Source organism: Streptomyces xanthii (assembly GCF_014621695.1).
GTDB lineage: Bacteria > Actinomycetota > Actinomycetes > Streptomycetales > Streptomycetaceae > Streptomyces > Streptomyces xanthii.
Genome location: NZ_CP061281.1, coordinates 5,987,039 through 6,007,950 on the forward strand (window position 1 = coordinate 5,987,039; position 20,912 = coordinate 6,007,950).

General features: G+C 72.7%; 21 protein-coding genes. 9 read left to right on the plus strand and 12 right to left on the minus strand.

Annotated elements, in window-relative coordinates:
• Position 1 precedes the first annotated feature (1 nt).
• Positions 2-439, minus strand: coding sequence for a hypothetical protein (locus tag IAG42_RS26980; protein WP_188339548.1), 438 nt, complete (start codon positions 437-439; stop codon positions 2-4).
• A gap of 113 nt (positions 440-552) precedes the next feature.
• Positions 553-954, minus strand: coding sequence for an ATP-binding protein (locus IAG42_RS26985; protein WP_384621553.1), 402 nt, complete (start codon positions 952-954; stop codon positions 553-555).
• 361 nt (positions 955-1,315) lie between these two features.
• On the opposite strand from IAG42_RS26985, the gene IAG42_RS26990 reads away from it, so the two are divergent.
• Both IAG42_RS26990 and IAG42_RS26995 read left to right on the plus strand, forming a co-directional pair.
• Entirely contained in the window at positions 1,316-2,185 is an 870-nt protein-coding gene (locus tag IAG42_RS26990) for a helix-turn-helix domain-containing protein (protein ID WP_188339550.1), read from the plus strand.
• Positions 2,186-2,458 (plus strand): DUF397 domain-containing protein, encoded by a 273-nt coding sequence (locus IAG42_RS26995; RefSeq protein WP_188339551.1) that lies wholly within the window; start codon positions 2,186-2,188, stop codon positions 2,456-2,458.
• A 27-nt stretch (positions 2,459-2,485) separates the two neighbouring features.
• Here the strand turns inward: IAG42_RS26995 and IAG42_RS27000 are convergent, their stop codons facing one another.
• From IAG42_RS27000 to IAG42_RS27010, 3 genes are all read right to left on the minus strand, one after another.
• On the minus strand, positions 2,486-3,976 hold the full coding sequence (locus tag IAG42_RS27000; RefSeq protein WP_188339552.1) for a glutamate synthase subunit beta: 1,491 nt from the start codon (positions 3,974-3,976) through the stop codon (positions 2,486-2,488).
• Positions 3,977-4,048: 72 nt separating this feature from the next.
• Complete coding sequence (locus tag IAG42_RS27005) at positions 4,049-4,534, minus strand: anthrone oxygenase family protein (protein ID WP_188339553.1); 486 nt, start codon at positions 4,532-4,534, stop codon at positions 4,049-4,051.
• A 241-nt stretch (positions 4,535-4,775) separates the two neighbouring features.
• Positions 4,776-5,504: a DUF2293 domain-containing protein gene (locus tag IAG42_RS27010; protein ID WP_188339554.1), complete on the minus strand. Its 729-nt coding sequence runs from the start codon at positions 5,502-5,504 to the stop codon at positions 4,776-4,778.
• An 86-nt stretch (positions 5,505-5,590) separates the two neighbouring features.
• Here IAG42_RS27010 and IAG42_RS27015 point away from each other — a divergent pair, with 86 nt between their 5' ends.
• Both IAG42_RS27015 and IAG42_RS27020 read left to right on the plus strand, forming a co-directional pair.
• Positions 5,591-6,223 (plus strand): nucleoside/nucleotide kinase family protein, encoded by a 633-nt coding sequence (locus IAG42_RS27015; protein ID WP_188339555.1) that lies wholly within the window; start codon positions 5,591-5,593, stop codon positions 6,221-6,223.
• Positions 6,224-6,347: 124 nt separating this feature from the next.
• On the plus strand, positions 6,348-6,767 hold the full coding sequence (locus IAG42_RS27020) for a CBS domain-containing protein (protein WP_188339556.1): 420 nt from the start codon (positions 6,348-6,350) through the stop codon (positions 6,765-6,767).
• Between the two features lie 34 nt (positions 6,768-6,801).
• Here the strand turns inward: IAG42_RS27020 and IAG42_RS27025 are convergent, their stop codons facing one another.
• Both IAG42_RS27025 and IAG42_RS27030 read right to left on the minus strand, forming a co-directional pair.
• Positions 6,802-9,135 carry a serine/threonine-protein kinase gene (locus IAG42_RS27025; protein ID WP_188339557.1) on the minus strand — a complete coding sequence of 778 codons (2,334 nt, stop codon included), beginning with the start codon at positions 9,133-9,135 and terminating at the stop codon, positions 6,802-6,804.
• Positions 9,136-9,199: 64 nt separating this feature from the next.
• Positions 9,200-10,327: a magnesium and cobalt transport protein CorA gene (locus IAG42_RS27030; protein ID WP_188339558.1), complete on the minus strand. Its 1,128-nt coding sequence runs from the start codon at positions 10,325-10,327 to the stop codon at positions 9,200-9,202.
• Positions 10,328-10,506: 179 nt separating this feature from the next.
• Between IAG42_RS27030 and IAG42_RS27035 the strand changes: the two genes are divergently transcribed.
• Entirely contained in the window at positions 10,507-11,307 is an 801-nt protein-coding gene (locus tag IAG42_RS27035) for a methyltransferase domain-containing protein (RefSeq protein ID WP_188339559.1), read from the plus strand.
• Positions 11,308-11,528: 221 nt separating this feature from the next.
• Here the strand turns inward: IAG42_RS27035 and IAG42_RS27040 are convergent, their stop codons facing one another.
• Together IAG42_RS27040 and IAG42_RS27045 are read right to left on the minus strand one after the other, a co-directional pair.
• Complete coding sequence (locus tag IAG42_RS27040; RefSeq protein ID WP_223206179.1) at positions 11,529-12,458, minus strand: carbohydrate kinase family protein; 930 nt, start codon at positions 12,456-12,458, stop codon at positions 11,529-11,531.
• Positions 12,455-13,360, minus strand: coding sequence for a pseudouridine-5'-phosphate glycosidase (locus IAG42_RS27045; protein WP_188339560.1), 906 nt, complete (start codon positions 13,358-13,360; stop codon positions 12,455-12,457). Before IAG42_RS27045 ends, IAG42_RS27040 begins: the two co-directional genes overlap by 4 nt.
• Before the next feature lie 217 nt (positions 13,361-13,577).
• Between IAG42_RS27045 and IAG42_RS27050 the strand changes: the two genes are divergently transcribed.
• Positions 13,578-13,955 carry a cupin domain-containing protein gene (locus tag IAG42_RS27050; RefSeq protein ID WP_188339561.1) on the plus strand — a complete coding sequence of 126 codons (378 nt, stop codon included), beginning with the start codon at positions 13,578-13,580 and terminating at the stop codon, positions 13,953-13,955.
• Here the strand turns inward: IAG42_RS27050 and IAG42_RS27055 are convergent.
• The 3 genes from IAG42_RS27055 to IAG42_RS27065 all read right to left on the minus strand — a co-directional run bounded on the left by IAG42_RS27055 (position 13,942) and on the right by IAG42_RS27065 (position 16,854).
• Positions 13,942-15,183 carry an MFS transporter gene (locus tag IAG42_RS27055; RefSeq protein ID WP_384621581.1) on the minus strand — a complete coding sequence of 414 codons (1,242 nt, stop codon included), beginning with the start codon at positions 15,181-15,183 and terminating at the stop codon, positions 13,942-13,944. The two genes, IAG42_RS27050 and IAG42_RS27055, sit on opposite strands and share 14 nt — an antisense overlap.
• A gap of 132 nt (positions 15,184-15,315) precedes the next feature.
• Positions 15,316-15,891 (minus strand): methylated-DNA--[protein]-cysteine S-methyltransferase, encoded by a 576-nt coding sequence (locus IAG42_RS27060; protein ID WP_188339562.1) that lies wholly within the window; start codon positions 15,889-15,891, stop codon positions 15,316-15,318.
• Between the two features lie 78 nt (positions 15,892-15,969).
• A complete protein-coding gene (locus IAG42_RS27065) occupies positions 15,970-16,854 on the minus strand; it encodes a glycerophosphodiester phosphodiesterase (RefSeq protein WP_188339563.1) in 885 nt (294 codons plus the stop codon).
• Between the two features lie 272 nt (positions 16,855-17,126).
• Between IAG42_RS27065 and IAG42_RS27070 the strand changes: the two genes are divergently transcribed.
• From IAG42_RS27070 to IAG42_RS27080, 3 genes are all read left to right on the plus strand, one after another.
• Entirely contained in the window at positions 17,127-17,978 is an 852-nt protein-coding gene (locus tag IAG42_RS27070; RefSeq protein WP_188339564.1) for an MHYT domain-containing protein, read from the plus strand.
• 72 nt (positions 17,979-18,050) lie between these two features.
• Positions 18,051-20,183 (plus strand): excinuclease ABC subunit UvrB, encoded by a 2,133-nt coding sequence (gene uvrB, locus IAG42_RS27075; RefSeq protein ID WP_188339565.1) that lies wholly within the window; start codon positions 18,051-18,053, stop codon positions 20,181-20,183.
• Between the two features lie 148 nt (positions 20,184-20,331).
• Positions 20,332-20,910 (plus strand): TerD family protein, encoded by a 579-nt coding sequence (locus IAG42_RS27080; protein WP_188339566.1) that lies wholly within the window; start codon positions 20,332-20,334, stop codon positions 20,908-20,910.
• Positions 20,911-20,912 lie beyond the last annotated feature (2 nt).

Below are 20,912 nucleotides of genomic sequence, written 5' to 3' on the forward strand. Positions count from 1 at the left end.
CTCAGGCCGCCGAGCGGGACCAGGACGGCGTCGTCCCCGTCACCCGGCACAGGGCCAGGTACAGCGGGATCGGCGGCGTGTACGGCACGGCCCCGTCGGGGCAGTGGATGAGCGCCGGTGTGCGCCGGGCGTCCGGCACCAGCGCGCCCGTCGTGTACCGGGCGGGCGCGGGCCACTCCAGGGCCACGTCCGAGTCCGAGGGCACGATCCACCACCAGTGCGCGCCGTCCGCGTAGACACAGCCCATGCGGGGCAGCCGGTGCGTCATCGCGCGGGCGAAGTCCTCGGGGACGGACACCGCGTCGCAGCCGAGCGGTGCCGTCATGCCGTCAGGAACGCCCAGGCGCAGGGTCGGTGGGACGGGGCTCGACATCGGCCGTCGCCGCGCGAGGCCGACCAGCGAGTCCAGGTGCATCGTCCTCGTCGTCAACACGCCCATCCGTTCCCGCTCAGCACGCTCGTCGTTCTCCGCCGAACAGCTCGGGGCGGACGTTCACCAGCACGTTCAGGCCGTCCGCGCAGCCGTTGAAGCCGGCTGCGCGCAGTGGCCGTTCACCAGGACCACTCGGCGGGGCCGGAGGCCTCCGGCATCGGGCCCGCGGCGGCGCCCTGCCCTCCGTCGCGCGGCAGTTCGGCCCATACGACCAGGCCCGGCCCGGTCTCCTGAGCGCCCCACGCGCTGGAGACCGCGGCCACGAGAAGAAGCCCCCTGCCGTGCTCCTCCTCGGGTGCGACACGGCCCGCCGGAGCGGTGTCGCCGGGCATCCGGCCCTCGTCGCGCACGGCTATCCGCACGCGCTCGCCCGCGTCGTCGCACAGCTCGTGCAGCTCGCAGTGGATCCGGCGGCTGGCGGTGTGCACGATCGCGTTCGTGACCAGTTCGGACACGACGAGAGCCGCCGCGTCGCAGGTGTCCTCGCACGCGCCCCATCCCGTGAGATGGGCACGCGTCATGCGCCGGGCCTGTGCGGCGGAGCCCGGGTGGGGAGCCAGTTCGAAGCTGCTGCGGCGGGCCGGTGGCCCGAACGGCGTACCGGAAAGGTCACCGAGCGTAGCTTCGCGGGCTGCTGTTCCTAAAGGCGCGGACGGAGTCACGCTTGCCACTATCTCCCCGTCGTGAACACTTGGCAAGAGCCACTCTGAAAAGTGCAGAGTGCAGTGTGCCGCGCGGAGCGGGCATGGCACACTGCTGCCAACAGCTCGTCGCGCGGCGCCCAATGGGGGTGGACCGCGGGGAATCGGCCGGTGACCTGATGGTTCCGGGTCTTCTTCCGCGGCTGGAACTCGACACAGGGACTACTGGGAGGGCAGGGGCGTGAGCGAACCGCGGTCCGCGCCGACGGTCGGCCAGGTCGTGCTCGGCCGGCGTCTCCAGGACCTGCGGGAGAGCGCGGGGCTCAAGCGCGAGGACGCCGCCCGTGTACTGCGCGTGACCGCCGCGACCATCCGGCGCATGGAGACCGCCGAGGTCGCCCTCAAGATCCCCTACCTCCAGCTGCTCCTGAAGTCCTACGACGTCGACCGGGACGAGGCCGAGGCGTTCGTACAGCTCGCCGAGGAGGCGAACAAGCCGGGTTGGTGGCAGCGGTTCCACGACATCCTGCCCGGCTGGTTCTCGATGTACGTCAGCCTGGAGGGTGCCGCCTCCCTCATCAGGTCGTACGAGCCGCACTTCGTGCCCGGACTGCTCCAGACCGCGGACTACGCGCGTGGCGTGCTCCGCTCCGGGGCCGTCGGCCGGGCGCTCGTCGAGGACCCGGAGGTCGTCGACCGCCACGTCGACCTGCGGATGCGGCGCCAGGCCCTGCTCACCCGCGAGGACGCGCCCCGCGTGTGGATGGTCATGGACGAGACGGCGCTGCGCCGCCCGGTCGGCGGCGCGGACGTGATGCGCGCCCAGCTCGACCGTCTGCTCGACGTGATGGAGCTGCCCAACGTCACGCTTCAGGTCGCGGAGTTCGCGTCCGGCCCGCACCCGGGCACGTACGGACCCTTCGTCCTGTTCCGCTTCGCCGTGCCCGAACTCCCGGACATGGTCTACAGCGAGTACCTGACCGGCGCCGTCTACCTCGACGCGCGCCCCGAGGTGGCCACCCACCTGGAGGTCATGGACCGCATGGCGGCGCACGCCGCGACGGCACAACGCACAAAGGAGATCCTGAGCGATCTCCGCAAGGAGCTCTGAATGGACCGGATCAAGGACCGGATACGAGGCGTGGACGGCGAGCCGGTCTACAACGGCATGCCCGCGCGCGAACTCGGCACCGAGGGCTGGCACAAGCCCTGGAGCGGGGGCAACGGCGGCAACTGCGTCGAGGCCATGAAGCTGGCCGACGGCCGCGTCGCCGTGCGCCAGTCCTCCGACCCGGACGGTCCCGCGCTGATCTACACCCCGGGTGAGATCACCGCGTTCATCGAGGGCGCCAAGGCCGGCGCCGCCGACTTCCTCCTGTCCTGAACCGCTCCGGGCCGGCCGCGGGGACCGTCACGCGGTCATCGGCCGGTCGTGCGCACCGATCGGGGCCGGGAGCACCGTCGCCCCCGTCAGCCACCGGTCGACCGCCGCGGCCACCGCCCGGCCCTCCGCGATCGCCCACACCACCAGCGACTGCCCGCGTCCCGCGTCCCCGGCGACGAACACGCCCGGCACCGGAGTCGCGAACCCCGCGTCCCGGGACAGCCCGCCCCGCGCGTCCGCGCCGAGCCCCAACTGGTCCACGAGACCCCCGGGCCGCCGCTCCGGCCCCTGGAACCCCAGCGCGAGCAGCACCAGATCGGCGGGCAGCACCTGCTCCGTCCCCGGCCGCGGCCGCCGGCCCGCGTCCACCTCCACGAGATGCAGCTCCCGCACCCGGCCCCGCTCGTCCCCCGTGAACCGCAGCGTCGACGCCGCGAACAGCCGCGCGTCCGCGTGCGCGAGCGGCGACGACCCCAGCTCGTCCGCCTCCTCGTGCGCCGGCGACAGGCGGTACAGCTTCGGATACGTCGGCCAGGGCTCCGCCTCCTCGTCGCGCTCGTCGCCCGGCCTGCCGTAGATGTCGAGCTGGGTGACGGACGCGGCCCGCTCGCGCAGCGCCGTCCCCAGGCAGTCCGCGCCCGTGTCACCGCCGCCGACGATCACGACGTGCCGGCCCTCGGCGTTCAGCGGCGAGACCGGCAGATCGCCCTCGCCCACCCGGTTCGCCAGCGGCAGGTACTCCATCGCCTGGTGGATCCCCGTCAAGTCACGCCCCGGCACATCCAGTTCGCGCCATTGCGTGGCACCCGTGGCGATCACGACCGCGTCGTGCCGGGCCCGCAGCTCGGCCGCCCCGACGTCCCGGCCGACCTCCGTCGACGTACGGAACCGCACGCCCTCGTCCGCCAGCTGCCGCAGCCGGCGCTCCAGCCGGCGCTTGTCCATCTTGAACGCGGGGATGCCGTACCGGAGCAGCCCGCCCGGCCGGTCGTCGCGCTCGTACACCGCGACCGTGTGGCCCGCGCGGGTCAGCTGTTGGGCCGCGGCGAGCCCCGCGGGCCCCGAACCGATCACGCCGACGCTGCGGCCCGACAGGCGCTCCGGCGGGCGCACGGACACGAAGCCCTCGTCCCATGCGCGGTCGGCGATCGCCAGCTCCACATTCTTGATGGTCACCGCGGGCTGATTGATCGCGAGCACACAGCCGGCCTCGCAGGGGGCCGGGCAGAGCGTGCCGGTGAACTCCGGGAAGTTGTTCGTGGCGTGCAGCCGCTCGCTCGCCGCCCGCCAGTCGTCCCGCGCGACCAGGTCGTTCCACTCCGGGATCAGGTTCCCGAGCGGGCACGCGTCGTGGCAGAACGGGACGCCGCAGTCCATGCACCGGTCGGCCTGCCCGCCGACGATCGGCAGCAGACCGCCCGGCACGTACACCTCGTCCCAGTCCCGGACGCGCTCCTCGACGGGGCGGCGCGGCGCCTCCCGCCGGGGCGTCCTGAGAAAGCCCTTGGGGTCGGCCATGGCCGTCTCCCTACGCCGCGGCTCTTTTCGCCACGATACGTCCGGCCCGGCCGCGGGACATCTCAGGCCGGCTCAGGTCAGCGCGAGCAGGAAGGAGGCGGAGGCGGCCAGGGAGGCGCCGCTGCGGATGTGGTTCCAGCCCGACCACTCGCTCCGATACGTCCCCCAGTACGCGGCGCTCGCCTCGGCCTCCTCGTCACCGGCGAGCTTCGCCAGCGCCTCGTTGCGCGGGACGTTCGCCAGCACCGTCACGCCGAACGACCCCACCAGATACAGCGCGCAGCCCAGCAGCAGCTCGACGGTGCCCTGCTCGGGCCAGAGCACGAACGTCACGACGGCGATCACGGCGCACAGCGCGGCGGCGCCGAGGAAGACGACCATGAACGCCGGGTTCACAGCGGCCACGTTGATCGCGTTCATCGCGGCGATCCCGCGGTCCGGCGGCAGGGCGCCGAGGCCGCGCATCACGAACGTCGAGAACGCGACGAAGACGCCCGCGGCGAGCCCGCACCACAGGGCCCCGAACACCACGAGCACGAAGTACGGTCCTTCGATCATGCCAACCCCCTCGGCCGGCCGGCCCCCGGCCCCGTACGGCCCCGCCGCCACCGACCCCGAGATCATGCCGCAGTCCGGTGGAGGACGGCAGGTAATTAGGGGAGGGAGCGGTACGACGAGGGGAGCGGAGGGGAGGGGTCCGGGTTTCCGGTTTCCGGGTTCGGGGTCAGGGGTTCTGGGTTCCGGGCCCGTGCTCAGGGGGTTCCGAGTTCGGGGGCGGGGCTCGGGTCGGGGTCCGGGCTCAGGACGCCTCGGGCTCGGCCCGAGCCGGCTCGTCCTCCGCGCCCCGCATCCGCCACGCCGCCAGCACCGCCTCCACCGGCGCGGCCACCCGCGCCCGCGCCTCCCGCCACGGCACCCCGGACATCAGCAGCGCGTCGTACGGCGTCTCCACATGCCGTACGCCCGCCCGGACCGCCGCCCGCACCGCGCCCTCCGACAACGCCCGGCCCGCCGCCGTCCGACCGACCCGGCCGCTGCCCCGCGCCCCCGCGTGCGCGGCGATCGCCTCGGCCCGCTCCACCGGGCACCCAGGGAACAGCCGCCGGATCTCCGCCGCGAAAGCCGCCACGAACAACTCGTCGCGCACCGCCCGCCGCGCCGCGTCCCGCTCCCGCCGCCGCGCCCGAGACTCCGCGTCCGCCAGACAGCGGGCCTCCGCCCGTGCGAGCGCCGCCGGCTCGACCAGCACCCCCTGCCGCTCGTACCGGCCGCGCCGCCGATGGAAGCGCACGACCACTGCCGACAGCCCGCTCTCCTCCCGCGCCCGCCGCGTCAGCGCCGTGTCCCCGCGCGGCAGGAACACCAGATGCGCCAGATCCGCGCAGTCGAGACAGCGCGGCCGCCCCTCGTCCAGGACCAGCAGCCGGAGCGGCCCGCTCCGGCACACCGCGCACCTCTGGCGCCGGACGGGCTGGAACACGAGGGGGCCGCGCACCGCGAGGGGCGACGACGGGACGACGCTGCTCATACCCGTTCCATGCCCGGCCGGGCACCGTCCGGCACTCCCTGGGCACCGCGCGTGGTCACCCGGGCGGGCCCCGGCATCATGGACCCGTGCGACTCCAAGCGATCACCTGGGAACGGCTCGGCGACACCCTCGCCGAGCGCCTGCTCGACCTCGCCCCGGCCGACGGCTCTCCCTGGCCGCGGATCGCCTTCGACGGCGCACCGGCCGCCCGCCCGGGCGATCTCGCCGACCGTGTCGCCGAGGCCCTGCGCGTCCGCGGCCGCTCCTGCCTGGTCGTGCCCGCGGACGGCTTCCTGCGGCCCGCCTCGCTCCGCCTGGAGTACGGCCACCAGGACACCGAGGCCTACTACAGCGGCTGGCTCGACACCGGCGCCCTGTGGCGCGAGGTCTTCGGACCCCTCGAAGCGGACGGCACCGGCCGCGTCCTGCCCGACCTGTGGGACCCGGTCACCGACCGGGCGACCCGCAGCGACTACGTCGAACTCCCGCCCGGCAGCCCCCTGTTGCTGCACGGCCCCTTCCTCCTCAACCACTGGTTCCCCTTCGACCTCACCGTGCACATCAGCCTGTCCGCCGGCGCCCTGCGCCGCCGCACCCCCGAGCCCGAGCAGTGGACCCTCCCCGCCTTCGCCCGCTACGACGACGAGACCGGCCCCGGCGCCGCGGCCGACGTCGTCATCCGCGCCGACGACCCCCGCCACCCCGCCTGGAACGGCTGAACAGAGCGAACGCGGAGCGAGAAGGCACAGGTCAAAGCCATGACATGCGCCCCGTACCGACCGGGACGAGAATGAGGGACGGCGCCGGGAAACCCCCTTCGACCCGGCATCGGGAGGTACCACCATGACCACCGCCGCGGACATCATGCACTCCGGCGCACGCTGGATCCCCGCCCACGAAACCCTGGACCGCGCCGCCCAGTTGATGCGTGAACTGAACGTCGGCGCCCTGCCCATCAGCGACGAGAACGAGCGGCTGTGCGGCATCCTCACCGACCGCGACATCGTGGTCGGCTGCGTCGCCATGGGGCACGACCCCGCCAAGGTCACCGCGGGCGAGATGGCCAAGGGCACCCCGCGCTGGATCGACGCCGGCGCCGACATCGCTGAGGTCCTCCACGAGATGCAGGACCACCAGATCCGCCGCCTGCCCGTGATCAAGGACAAGAAGCTCGTCGGCATGATCAGCGAGGCCGACCTGGCCATGCATCTGAACGACGACCAGATCGCCGCCTGGGTCGAGAGCGTCTACGCGAAGTCCTGACCCGCGCCGGTCCGACGCGCACCCCGCGCCGTCGTCATCTCGGTGGCCGTGCTCCCTTCCCCGGCACGGCCACCGAGAACGCGCCGTCCCCGGTCACCCCGTAGAACACGTCACCGACCCGGAGCGGGCCGGTCCCGCTGGGCGATCTCTGGTCGATCGTGCCGCCGCCGCCCTTCGGCCCGCCCTGCTGCCCGGCGGGCTCCACGGGAGGCCGGGTGCGCCAGCGCTCCTTGCCGGTGCGGGTGTCGATCGCCACCACGCTGTTGCCCGGCGTCGTCGCGTACAGCGTGTCGCCGCTCACCGTCGGCTCGCTGAACAGCCGCAGCTCGCGCGAGGTCGTCCACAGTGCCTTCCCGCGCTTCAGATCGAGCGCCAGCACGATCTCGTTCGAGTAGTCGAAGAGGTACATGGTGTCGCCCACGACCAGCGGCGGCGCCTCCGGCTCGACGGCCCAGGGGAAGTCCACGGAGCGGACCCGGCCCGATACGAGGTCCTGGACGAAGACGCGGGAGGAGACGCCCGTGTCGTTCTCCCAGCGCGCGTAGTACGCCCGGTTCCCCCGCACCGTCGCCAGCCACAGATCGCCCTTCGGCGCCTGCGCCCGGCCCAGCGTGCGGCCCGTACGGGCGTCGAGCCGCTCCACCGTGCGCACGCCCGCCTTCGCCCGGCGCAGGTCCGCGACGAGCGTCCCGTCGGCCCCGGCGTACAGCGGGCTCGGCGAGTCCGCGGTGAGCGTGCGCCGCCACAGCTCCTTCCCGCTGCGGGGATCGAACGCCGCGTACCGGGCCGTGGACGACGGGCCCAACTCGCCCAGATGCACGACCAGTACGCCGCTCATCATCGCGAACTCGGAGTGCGGGCCCTTCTTCCGCCACACCCGGTGGCCCGTGCCGGCGTCGTAGGCGTCCACGCCCTGCGTGCCGTCGCCGCTGAACGTGAAGACGAGTCCCTCGCCCACCGCCACCACGGGGTTCGTCAGCCTGCCGCCCGACCGGCCCGCGTCTCCCATCGGCACTTTCCAGTCGACCTCGCCGGACGCCGGGTCCAGCTTGACCAGGGTCGTGGTGAACGACGCGCAGTAGACGCCGAGCCGCGACGGAGTGCACTGGTACGAGTCCGGCATCAGCTCGCGCGGATCCGACACCCTGGACCCGTGCTTGCCGTCCTTGCCGTTCTCCGGCGCCTTGGCGAGTGACGTCGTCCAGGGCCGCCAGCCCGGCACGGAGGCCGGTGCGCCCTGCCGCGCGACCGGTTCCTCGCCGGCCGCGCCGCCCCGTACGGCGACGGAGATCCCGGCGGCCGCCACCAGGGCCACGGCGAGCGCACTCGCCGCGACAGTGATGCGCCGGCGCCGCGATCCGCGAGGGGTGTGCGGCGTGACGGCGGTCAGGTCGGCGCCGGTGCTCTCGCCGCCGCCCCGCGTGGACGCGTCCGGCACCGTCGCGTCACCACGGCTGAGCGCCAGGGTCGGACCGCCCGCCGTGCCGGTCGGTGCGGGCTCGCCGTCACCGGACACCCGCTCCGGCAGCGCGGCCAGCGCCTCCCGCAGCGCGTCCGGCGTCGGCCGCTCCTGCGGCGCCTTCGCGAGGCAGGACAGCACCAGTGGCCGCAACTCGGCGGGCAGCGCGCCCAGTTCGGGTGCGTGATGCACCGTCTGGTACGCCGCCAGATACGCGTTCTCCGCCTCGAACGGGCTGCGGCCCGTCGCCGCGTACACCAGCAGCGCCCCGAACGAGAACACGTCGACCGGCGGCCCCACGTCCCGCGGACTGCTGAACTGCTCGGGGGCCATGAACGGCGGCGACCCCAGCACCATGCCCGTCTGCGTGCGCACATCGCTCTGCGCGGCCCGCGAGATGCCGAAGTCGATGACCCGCACCGCACCCGCGGCCCCGTCCGGGTCAGGGCCGCCCTCGTCGGCCCGGCCCGGACCGAGCAGCAGCACATTGCTCGGCTTCAGGTCGCGGTGCACGACCTCCGCCCGGTGCAACTCCCGCAGCGCCTCCGCCAGCTCCACCCCGAGCCGGCGCAACTGCGGCCAGTCCAGGGTGCCCTGCTCGGCGACCCGCTGCGCGAGCGTGTCCCCGGCGACGTACACGGTCGCCATCCAGGGGCGCGCCGCGTCCGGGTCCGCGTCCACGACCGGAGCCGTGAACGCCCCGCTCACCCGGCGCGCGGCCCGGACCTCCTGACGGAACCGCGCCCGGAACTCCGGGTCGTCCGCGTACTGGGCGTGCACGACCTTGACCGCGACCGTGCGGCCCGACGGAGTGCGGGCGCGGTACACCACCCCCATGCCGCCCGTGCCGATCCGCGACTCGATCCGGTAGCCGCCGATCGACTCGGGATCGTCCTCCCGCAAAGGCATCGCTCATCCCCCTGGGCGCTGACATGGACGGTACAGAATAGTGCGCCCCGCCCCCGGCGCTTCCTCACAGCCAGCCGTTGCGCTTGAACCCCCGGTACACGACGAGACAGAGCCCGGCGATCACCGACAGCATCAGCGGATAGCCGTAGCGCCAGTGCAGCTCCGGCATGTGGTCGAAGTTCATTCCGTAGATGCCGCAGCCCATCGTCGGCACGGCCACGATCGCCGCCCACGCCGTGATCTTGCGCATGTCCTCGTTCTGCGCGACCGTCACCTGCGCGAGGTGCGCCTGCAGGATCGAGTTGAGCAGTTCGTCGAACGCCGCTATCTGCTCCGCCGCCCGCAGCAGATGGTCCGAGACGTCACGGAAGTACGCCTGTATCTCCGGCGGCACCGACGGCAGCGGCCGCCCGGCCAGCTCGAGCACCGGCCGGGACAGCGGGACCACCGCCCGCTTCAGCTCCAGCAGTTCGCGCTTGAGCTGGTAGATCCGGCCCGGGTCGACCTTCGCGCCGTTCTGCGCGAAGACCGCCGCCTCGACCTCGTCTATGTCGGCCTGGAACTCGTCGAGCACCGTCAGATAGTCGTCGACCACGCCGTCCGCGATCGCGTGCAGCACCGCCGCGGGCCCCTTGGCCAGCTGCTCCGGATCCGCCTCGAGGCCCTCGCGCACCGGACCCAGCGAGCCGTGCCGGCCGTGCCGCACCGTGATGACGAAGTCGCTGCCGACGAACACCATGATCTCGCCGGTGTCGACCACCTCGCTCGTCGCGGTGACCTGCGTGTGCTCCACGTAGCAGACCGTCTTGAGCACGGCGAACAGCGTCTGCCCGTACCGCTCCACCTTCGGCCGCTGGTGCGCGTGCACCGCGTCCTCGACCGCCAGCGGGTGCAGGTCGAACAGCTCGGCGACCTCGGCGATCTCCGACTCCGTCGGCTCGTGCAGGCCGAGCCAGACGAAGCCCTCCTCGCTCTTGCGCACCCGACGCACGGCCTCGCGCAGGTCGTGGTCGCCCTCCTCGCGCCGCCCGTCGACGTACGTCACGCAGTTGACCACCGCGGACCCCAGCGGGGAGCGGGCCGGATGGCTCAGGTCCACCCGGGGCCGCCGGCGCGCCAGCCGTGCCACTCTGCGCAGCCCGCCCACCTTGCGCAGGCTGCCGACCTTCCGCAGATTGCCCGCCATCGACATGCTCGGCTCCTCGCGCCGGATTCTCACGTACTCGTGTCTGACCGGGACGTCCTCGCGACGAGGACGACCTGGCGGGCCAGTCTGCCAGCGAACGCCGACCACGCGTCAGGGCCTGGGGGAACGGAGGATTCCGTTCCGAAATGTCCGGTGTGGCCGGAGCCTGCTGCGATGATCTGAGCATGATGCGATCCGGCGGCCACGCGTACCTCCTGGACAACCAGCAGCCCGAGGCGGGGCAGCGCTTCGACGCCCTGTCTGCGCTGTTCGACCCCACGACGTTCCGGCACATCGAGCGGCTCGGCATCGGCTCCGGCTGGCGCTGCTGGGAGGTCGGCGCCGGCGGCACGTCCGTCGTCTCCTGGCTGGCCCGCAAGGTCGGCCCGACCGGACGTGTCCTCGCCACCGACATCGACACGTCCTGGCAGCACAGCACGCCGCGCCCGCCCGTCGAGGTGCGCCGGCACGACATCGGCGCCGACGAGCCGCCCGCCGAGTCCTTCGACCTGGTCCACGCGCGGCTCGTCCTCGTCCATGTCCCGGACCGGGAGCGGGCGTTGCAGTCGATGATCCGCGCGCTGCGGCCCGGCGGCCGGCTCCTCGTGGAGGACGCGGACCCGGCGCTCCAGCCTCTGCTCTGCCCCGACGAGCGCGGCCCCGAGGAGCAGCTCGCCAACCGCCTGCGCCACGGCTTCCGCTCGCTGCTCGCCAGGCGCGGGGCGGATCTCTCGTACGGGCGCAAGCTCCCGGGGCTGCTGCGGGCGGCGGGCCTGCGCCAGGTCGAGGCCGACGCGTACTTCCCCGTCGCCTCGCCCGCCTGCACGGCGCTGGAGGCGGCCACGGTCGAGCAGGTCCGCGGGTCCCTGGTGCAGGCGGGCCTCGCCACGAACGAGGAGATCGACCGTCACCTCGCCAACATCTCCCACGGCACGATGGACCTGGCGACCTCCCCGCTGATCTCGGCCTGGGGCAAGAAGCCCTGACGGCCGTGCGCCGTCGTGTCCGGTCGCGCACGCTTCCTGAAGGCGCGGCGAAGGCGCATGCATTCAGGGGCGCGGTTCACTGCGTGGGCGGCCCGCACAGGCCTGTGCCCCCACGGGCAGGTGACCCCACAGGCAGGTAGCCCCACAGGTCGGTAGCCCCACAGGCCGGGGCCGCCAACGGGACGAACGGGCGACCCAGTTGGCGTATCAGGCTGCGGTCCCTAGGAACCGCTCGGCGGCCGGCCGCCGACCACCCCGACGGCCACCGCCCCCGCCCCGCACCCGTCCTCCAACGCGCCTCGCCACGAGGTCCCGCGCACCCGGGCCCCCACCACCGCCCCCACGAAGGCGTCCCCCGCCCCCGTCGCATCCCGCACCACGACCCCCGCCGCCGCCTTCACCCACTCCCGCACCACCCCGCCCCACGCCACACAGGCCCCCTCCGCCCCCGCCTTCACCACCACCACGGAGAACCGCCCGCTCAACTCCGCCGCGGCCCCGTCCACTCCACCTCCCCCTCCACCTCCGCCGGCCCCGCCCGCGAGCAGCACCGCCTCGTCCCGGCTGGGCAGCAGCACGTCCACCCCCTCCGCGAGCTCCAGAAACCGCTCGGCGCCCAACTCCCGCAGAAATCCCGCCGACGCCGGATCCACACTCACGGGCACGCCCCGCGCGCGTGCGTCCCGCACGGCGGCCGCCACCAGCTCCCGCCCGGTTGCCGAGAAGAACAGGTACCCGGACAGGTGCAGCCAGCCGACCCCGTCGAGCAGACCGGCCGACCAGTTCTCGGGCCCGATCCGCAGACAGGCCCCGCTGTCCGTCAGGAACGTCCGCTCGCCCCCGTCCGCGGAGTCCACCAGGCAGACCACCGACCCGGTCGGCGCGTCGGGATCCACCACGAGGCGCGGCCGCACCCCGGCCCGTACGAGCGCCTCCTCGTGCCAGCGCGCGGACTCCGCCCCGACCCGGCCGAGCAGCGTGACGTCCGGGCACCCCCGGTACGCCGCCCAGCACGCCACGTTCGCCCCCGCTCCGCCCGGCACCGTACGGATGGCGGCCTGCGTGTCCGTCCCCGCGGCGAGCGGCCCGTGGTGACGCGCCACGACGTCCGTGACGACATCCCCGACCACGAGCAGCCCGCGCGGCGTCACGCCCCCGCCCAGGCGACCGCGATCCGCCCGGCGAGCCGCACGTTCCCGCGCACCGCCGCCAGGTTCGCCTCCAGGGACGCGCCGGCCGTGTGCCGCACCAGGTAGTCGAGCAGGAACGGAGTCACCGCCTGCCCGCTCACCTCACGCTCCGCGCACTCCCGCAGCCCGTTCTCCAGCACGCGCGCGTGGAGCACCGGATCCAGCTGCTCCGCCTCCGGTACGGGGTTGGCGACGATCAGCGCCGCGTCCGTACCGGGCAGCTCGTCCTGGGCCCGCATCACCGCCGCGACCTCGTCCGGCGAGCGCAGCGTCCAGTCCACCGGCTCACCCGAGTCGGCCAGGTAGAACCCCGGGAAGCGATCCGTCCCGTACCCCGCGACGGACACCCCGAGCGTCTCCAGGCGCTGCAGCGTCGCAGGGACGTCCAGGACGGACTTCACGCCCGCGCACACCACCGTGATCCGCGTCCGCGCGAGCAGTCCGAGGTCCGCCGACTCGTCCTGCGTCTCCGTCCAGCCCCGGTGCACCCCGCCGAGCCCGCCCGTCGCGAACACCCGCACCCCCGCGAGCGCCGCCAGCAGCGCCGTGGCCGACACCGTGGTCGCCCCGCTCGCCCCCGTGGCGAACGCCAGCGGAAGGTCCCTCCGGCTGAGCTTGCGGATGCCGTCCTCGCTCGCGACCCGCTCCAACTGCCCCTTGTCCAGGCCGACGTACGGCTTCCCGTCGAGCACCGCGATGGTCGCGGGCACCGCACCCGCGTCCCGCACGAGCTGCTCCAGCTCGCCCGCGACCTGCAGGTTGCGCGGCCTCGGCAACCCGTGCGCGATGATCGTCGACTCCAGTGCCACCACCGGACGCCCTTGCGCGAGCGCGTCCCGAACCTCGTCCGCCACGACCACCATGCCGTCATCCCTCCGCCGGTCGGACCCGGATGTGCCGTCCTTGTGATCCCTGGCGGACGGGCCTCCTCCTCAAACACCGCCCGGGAGATCGCCACACGCGCGGCCCCGGCCTTCCCCGCACGACGGCCCACGGCTCGACGGCCCGTCCAGTCGGCGGCCGTACGACGCTACGAGGCGTCCAGTGAGCGCGGGGGCACAGGTCAACTAGGGTCCGGCCATGACCACGAACGCTCAGCCCACCACCGGCCCCGTCCCCTCCTTCGCCGTCCACGTCCCCGACGTGACCCTGGAGCCGGAGCCGCTCGACCCCGCCCAGATCGTCTCGGGCACCCCCGAAGTCACCGGCGCGGTCCTGTGGGAGTCCGCCGACGGCAAGCAGCTGCGGGGCATCTGGCAGATCACGCCGGGTGTGGTCACCGACACCGAGGCCGACGAGCTGTTCGTCGTCGTCAGCGGACGCGCCACCGTCGAGGTCGAGGGCGGAGACACCCTGGAACTCGGCCCCGGCACCGCCGCCGTGCTGCGCGAGGGCGACCGGACGACGTGGACCGTGCACGAGACGCTGCGCAAGGCCTACCAGATCAGCCTGAGCTGAACCGTCTCGTGAACAGGGCGAGCGCGCCGAGCGGCAGCAGGAGACAGGCCGCCGCCAGGTTCAGCCACGCGTAGCTCGCCGTCGCGACCACCAGACCGGCCGTCGCACCGCCGATGCCCGCCGCCAGACTCGTCGTCAGGTCCGACAACCCCTGCGCGGCGGCGCGCGCGGCCTGCGGCACCGAGTCGGTGAGCAGCGCGGAACCGGCGACCAGCCCCGCCGACCAGCCGAGCCCCAGTACGAACAGCCCGGCCGCACTGCGCACATGGCTGCCGCCCGCCGTCCCCGCGAGCAGGGCGGCCAGCGCCAGCAGCCCCACGGCGAGCCCGATCACGGTCAGCCGCCCGAACCGGTCCGCGAGCCGCCCCATCACCGGCGAGAACGCGTACATGCCGGCGATGTGACCACTGATGACGAGCCCGATCAGCTCGATGCCGGCGCCGTGGTGCTCCAGGTCGACCGGGGTCATCGACATGACCGAGACCATCGCCGTGTGTGACACCGCCACCGTCACCAGCGCGAGCCGGGCCATGGGCGACGCGGACACGGCCGCGAACCCCGCGCGCAGCGAGCGCGCCTCGGCCGACTGCTCCGCCGCCGGAGCCAGCGCCCGGGCGGTCAGCAGGGGGTCGGGTCTGAGCAGCAGATGCACGAGGACGGCGGAGATCAGGAAGACCCCGGCCGCCCACACGAACGGCCCGGACTCCTCCGGGATGCCGAGCCCGGTCACGCTGCGGCCCGCGGGCGCCGCGATGTTCGGCCCGAGGACCGCGCCGATCGTCGTCGCCCACACCACGGTCGAGATGGCGCGCGCCCGCCGGTCGGGCTCGGCCAGGTCGGCCGCCGCGTAGCGCGCCTGCAGATTGGCGGAGGACGCGGCGCCGAACCCGGCGAGGCCCACGAGCAGCAGCGGAAAGTTCCCCATCGCGGCGGCGACCACCGTCAGCAGCGCGCCGGCCGCGCCCACCAGATAGGCGAGGACGAGCCCGGCCCGCCGCCCGCGCGCGTTCATCAACGCGGCCAGCGGCATCGACAGCACCGCCGTGCCCACCACGCTGGCCGTGGACGCCAGCCCGGACAGCGCCTCGTCGCCGCTCACCTTCTTGGCGAGCACCGCGGCCAGCGCGATCCCGGTGGCGGTGCCGAGCCCGCCGAGGATCTGCGAGGCGACGAGCACCCGCTGCGTACGTCTCTGGACGGCCTCACCGACCCCGCCGGAGCGCTCCACCGCGTCCCCGGCCGGCTCGGCGCGCACCTCCTGCGCGTCCGGCGTCTCACCCGATTCCAGCGAACCCGCACCCAACGACCCCACCCCCTGCACACCCCGTACCGATCACCGCGTCCCGCCCCCGGGACCTTCTCAGAACAGCGGCTCGGGCAACACCCCTTCGAGCGCGAGCAGCTTCCGCTTCGTCTCCAGTCCGCCCCCGAACCCGCCGATGCCCCCGTCGCTCTCCACGACCCGGTGGCACGGCACCACGACGGGCAGCGGATTCGACCCCATCGCCGCGCCGACCGCCTGCGCCGCCCCCGGCTGGCCGACTCGGCGCGCCAGATCCCCGTACCCGACGACCGACCCGTACGGCACCCCGGTCGCCAGCTCGCGCAGCACCTCCCGGTTGAAGCCCGCGCTGAGCGACCAGTCGAGCGGCAGCTCGAAGGTGTGCCGGCGCCCGGCGAAGTAGTCCGCCAGCTGGGCTCTCGCCTCCGCGAGCAGCGGTGCGTCGGGCGCCTCGACCGGCTCGGTCCCGAAGCGGGAGGCGAGCCGGCCGAGCATGTGGTCGCGCACGGCGTCCGTCGCGTGGAAGCCGACGGTCACGAGCCCCGTGTCCGTCGCCGCCAGCAGCAGCGGACCGATGTCGCTGCCCACGACGGTCCACACGACCCGTGCGCTCTCGTTCCGCCCGTCCTGCCCGGTGCCGCCGATGGAGTCCATGCCGACCACGGTACGGCCGGGCACTGACAACGCCCGGCCGGAGCCGTTCGCCCGGCGGTCGGAGCCGATCCGCGGCGGTCAGTACGACATGGCGTCCACGGCGTCGCGGACGACGTCCGGGTTGTTCGTGATGATCCCGTCGACCCCGAACCCGATGGCCTTCACCGCGTTCGCCGTGTCGTTCACGGTCCAGGTGAAGACCTCGAGCGGTTTGTCGTGCGGGCCCTTGAGCGCGTGGACCGCGTCGACGTAGCCGGCGGAGATCGTCGTGTGCGAGGGGTTGATCTGGTCCGCGAACTTCGCGTACGCGGGCAGGTCGGCCACGGCGGGCGTGCCGAGGAAGCCGGTCTTGATGTCGGGGCGGCGCTGGTGCACGGTCTTCACGCTGTCCGCGCTGAAGCTCTGGACGATGAGGCGGTGCTTGACGCGGCTGTGCCGCAGCCAGCCGTCCCGGCCGAGCTGACGCAGGATCTGGTCCTCGATGCCGGGATAGAGCTCGGGCGACTTGATCTCCAGGAGCAGCCGCTGGTGGTTGCGGTCCACCCGCTCCAGGTACTGATGGAGCGTCGGGATCCGCGCGCCGGCGAACTGGGCGCCCTTCCAGCTGCCCGCGTCCAGCTTGGCGATCTCGGCGGCCGTGAAGTCCCGTACGTTCCACGGGGCCCGGTCGGGGTAGACCTGCTCGACGTTCGTGGTGCGGGACAGCGTGTTGTCGTGGATGACGACGAGCGCGCCGTCCTTGGTGCGCTGCACGTCGTTCTCGACCCAGGAGATGCCCAGTTCGTCCGCCTTGTCGACGGCCTCCAGGGTGTTCTCCGGGGCGTAGGCGGAGGCGCCGCGGTGCGCGATCACCACCTGTCTGCCGGTTCCGTCGGCGGCCTGCGCCGTGCCGGGAAGGACCAGGACGGCGACGACGACGGATCCCGTCACCGAGGTGAGTGCGGCTGCTGCGCGTGCGTACACGTCTGCTCCTCATGGGTCGTGACATCACGGACTCGCATGAGACTGACACCGCGGGGCCAACGCCAAACAGGCGAAGAATGGTCAGGGGTTGAACGGCGTTATCCAACCGCGACCCACCCCGTGACGTACGGGCCAGGTCTTTGCCGGAAAATCGTTCGAACGTTCCTGTGAGGGTTCTACTCTCAGCCTCAACCACGGTCACCCCGGTGGCCGTTGGCAGAAGGGGAACGTGCAGGACATGTAGGGGCAAAAGGGTGGAAGGGCTGCGTCGTATGCAGGGCACGGTCGACGGCTTCAGTTATGGACTCGTCACTCCGGTGGTGGCGTATCTCATGGCCTGCCTGGGAGGCGCGCTCGGCCTGCGCTGCACCACGAGATCCCTCCATGTGGCGCACACCTGGAGGGCCGGCTGGCTCGCCCTCGGGTCCGCGGCCATCGGCTCCGGCATCTGGACGATGCACTTCATCGCGATGATGGGCTTCGCCGTGCGCGGGGTGCCGATCCACTACGACAAACCGACGACCTTCGCGAGCCTCGGCGTCGCCGTCGTCATGGTGGGCGTGGGCGTCTTCATCGTCGGCTACAAGGGAGCGAGTGGCCCGGCCCTCTTCACCGGAGGGACGATCACCGGCCTGGGGGTCGCCTCCATGCACTACCTGGGCATGGCCGGAATGCGACTCCACGGGACGCTTCAGTACAACACGTACACCGTCGGGGCCTCCGTACTGATCGCCATGGTGGCCGCCACGGCGGCCCTGTGGGCGGCCGTCCAGGTGCGCGGCATCCTGTGGAGCCTCGGCGCGAGCCTCGTCATGGGGCTCGCCGTGTCCGGCATGCACTACATGGGGATGGCCGGCGTCAGCGTCCAGCTGCACGGCGCCGCGACCGGCAGCCCCGCAGGGGACTCGGCCGCCGGCATCCTCGCCCCCATGCTGATCGGCCCCCTGTGCTTCCTCCTGCTGGCCGGGGTGGTCGTCCTGTTCGACCCGATGATGGTCATGGGCCGCCCCGACTGGCGCGACGCCCGGGACGCCGCCCGCCAGGTGGGCGCCCCCGCCGCCCGGATCCCGCGCCCGCGCCGCGCCCCCGACAAGCAGCCCTCGCGGACCCCGCAGCGCTGGTGACCGCACCGCCGGACGCCCGGCCCGACGCCGCTTCGCACCCGGTTGTCAGTGGTGGGTCGTACGGTGGATCCCATGCGGCCCGTATCGAAGATCGAACGCACGGTGGCGCCTTTCGAGGTCGTCAGCCCCTACCAGCCCAGCGGTGACCAGCCCGCGGCCATCGCCGAGCTGGACCAGCGCATCCGCGCAGGTGAGAAGGACGTGGTCCTCCTCGGCGCGACCGGCACCGGCAAGTCCGCCACCACGGCGTGGATGATCGAGAAGCTGCAGCGCCCCACCCTGGTGATGGCGCCGAACAAGACGCTGGCCGCCCAGCTGGCCAACGAGTTCCGCGAGCTCCTGCCGAACAACGCGGTCGAGTACTTCGTCTCGTACTACGACTACTACCAGCCCGAGGCCTACGTCCCGCAGTCGGACACCTACATCGAGAAGGACTCCTCGATCAACGAGGAGGTGGAGCGCCTGCGCCACTCCGCGACGAACTCGCTGCTGACCCGCCGCGACGTCGTCGTGGTCGCCTCCGTCTCCTGCATCTACGGCCTCGGCACCCCGCAGGAGTACGTGGACCGCATGGTCCAGCTGAAGGTCGGCGACGAGATCGACCGCGACGACCTGCTGCGCCGCTTCGTCGACATCCAGTACACGCGCAACGACCCGGCGTTCCAGCGCGGCACCTTCCGCGTCCGCGGCGACACCATCGAGATCTTCCCCGTGTACGAGGAGCTCGCCGTCCGCATCGAGATGTTCGGCGACGAGATCGAGTCCCTCTCCACCCTCCACCCTCTGACCGGCGAGGTCATCAGCGACGACGAGTCGCTCTACGTCTTCCCGGCCACGCACTACGTGGCGGGTCCCGAGCGCCTGGAGCGCGCGGCCAACGACATCGAGAAGGAGCTCGGGGAGCGCCTCACCGAGCTCGAGAAGCAGGGCAAGATGCTCGAGGCCCAGCGGCTGCGCATGCGCACCACGTACGACCTCGAGATGCTCCGCCAGATCGGCTCCTGCTCCGGCGTGGAGAACTACTCGATGCACTTCGACGGCCGCGAGCCCGGCTCCCCGCCGAACACGCTGCTGGACTACTTCCCGGACGACTTCCTGCTCGTCATCGACGAGTCGCACGTCACGGTCCCGCAGATCGGCGCCATGTACGAGGGCGACGCCTCCCGCAAGCGCACCCTCGTCGACCACGGCTTCCGGCTGCCGTCCGCGCTCGACAACCGCCCGCTGAAGTGGGAGGAGTTCCAGGAGCGCGTCGGCCAGACCGTCTATCTGTCGGCGACGCCGGGCCAGTACGAGCTCGCCCGTTCCGACGGCTACGTCGAGCAGATCATCCGCCCCACCGGACTCGTCGACCCGGAGGTCGTCGTCAAGCCCACCGAGGGGCAGATCGACGACCTGGTGCACGAGATCCGCACGCGCACCGAGAAGGACGAGCGCGTCCTGGTGACCACGCTCACCAAGAAGATGGCCGAGGACCTCACCGACTACTTCCTGGAGCTCGGCATCCAGGTGCGCTACCTGCACAGCGACGTCGACACCCTGCGCCGCGTCGAGCTGCTGCGCGAGCTGCGTGCCGGCGAGTACGACGTCCTGGTCGGCATCAACCTGCTGCGCGAGGGCCTCGACCTGCCCGAGGTCTCCCTGGTGGCGATCCTCGACGCCGACAAGGAGGGCTTCCTGCGCTCCGGCACCTCCCTGATCCAGACGATCGGCCGCGCGGCGCGCAACGTGTCGGGCCAGGTCCACATGTACGCCGACAAGATCACCCCGGCGATGGAGAAGGCCATCGACGAGACCAACCGCCGCCGGGAGAAGCAGATCGCCTACAACGAGGCGCACGGCATCGACCCCCAGCCGCTCCGCAAGAAGATCAACGACATCGTCGCGTCCATCGCGCGCGAGGACGTCGACACCGAGGAGCTGCTCGGCAGCGGCTACCGCAAGGGCGGCAAGGACGGGAAGGGCCTCAAGGCCCCGGTGCCCACCCTCGGCAAGGAAGCGGCCAAGAAGAAGCGCGGCAAGTCCGAGCCGGCGAAGCCCACCGACCGCCCCGCCGCCGAACTCTCCGAGCAGATCGAGGAACTGACGGAGCGGATGCGGGCCGCCGCCGCAGACCTCCAGTTCGAGATCGCGGCACGCCTGCGCGACGAGGTGTCGGAGATGAAGAAGGAACTGAGGCAGATGAGGGAGGCGGGCATCGCCTGACCCGCGCCCGGGCGGGGCACCTGCTGTGTTGCAAGAACGACACAAACCCCGCCCGGCATGGCGGCGCTGTCGGTGCCGCCCTCTAGGGTTTGGACCAACCGCGAGCGCAGGCCGCGGCAACAGGGGACGGTTCGAGAGGGGACAGCGCGTGGGCATCGACTTGACCAAGGGTCAGGCCATCAGCCTGGAGAAGCAGGACGGAGGCACCCTCACCGCGGTGCGCATGGGGCTCGGCTGGCAGGCGGCCCCGCGCCGCGGCCTGTTCGGCTCGCGCACCCGCGAGATCGACCTGGACGCCTCGGCGGTGCTCTTCGCCGACAAGCAGCCCGTCGACGTGGTCTTCTTCCGCCACCTCGTCAGCGACGACGGCTCGGTCCGCCACACCGGGGACAACCTGGTCGGCGGCGTCGGCCAGGGCGGGGACGACGAGGCGATCCTCGTCGACCTGCAGCGCGTGCCGGTCCACATCGACCAGATCGTCTTCACGGTCAACTCGTTCACGGGCCAGACCTTCCAGGAGGTGCAGAACGCGTTCTGCCGCCTGGTCGACGAGTCGAACGGCCAGGAGCTCGCGCGTTACACGCTGGACGGCGGCGGCCAGTACACGGCGCAGATCATGGCCAAGGTCCACCGTGCCGGAGCGGGCTGGAAGATGACGGCCCTGGGCAACGCGGCCAACGGCCGTACGTTCCAGGACCTGATGCCCGCGATCCTGCCCGCCCTGTAGCG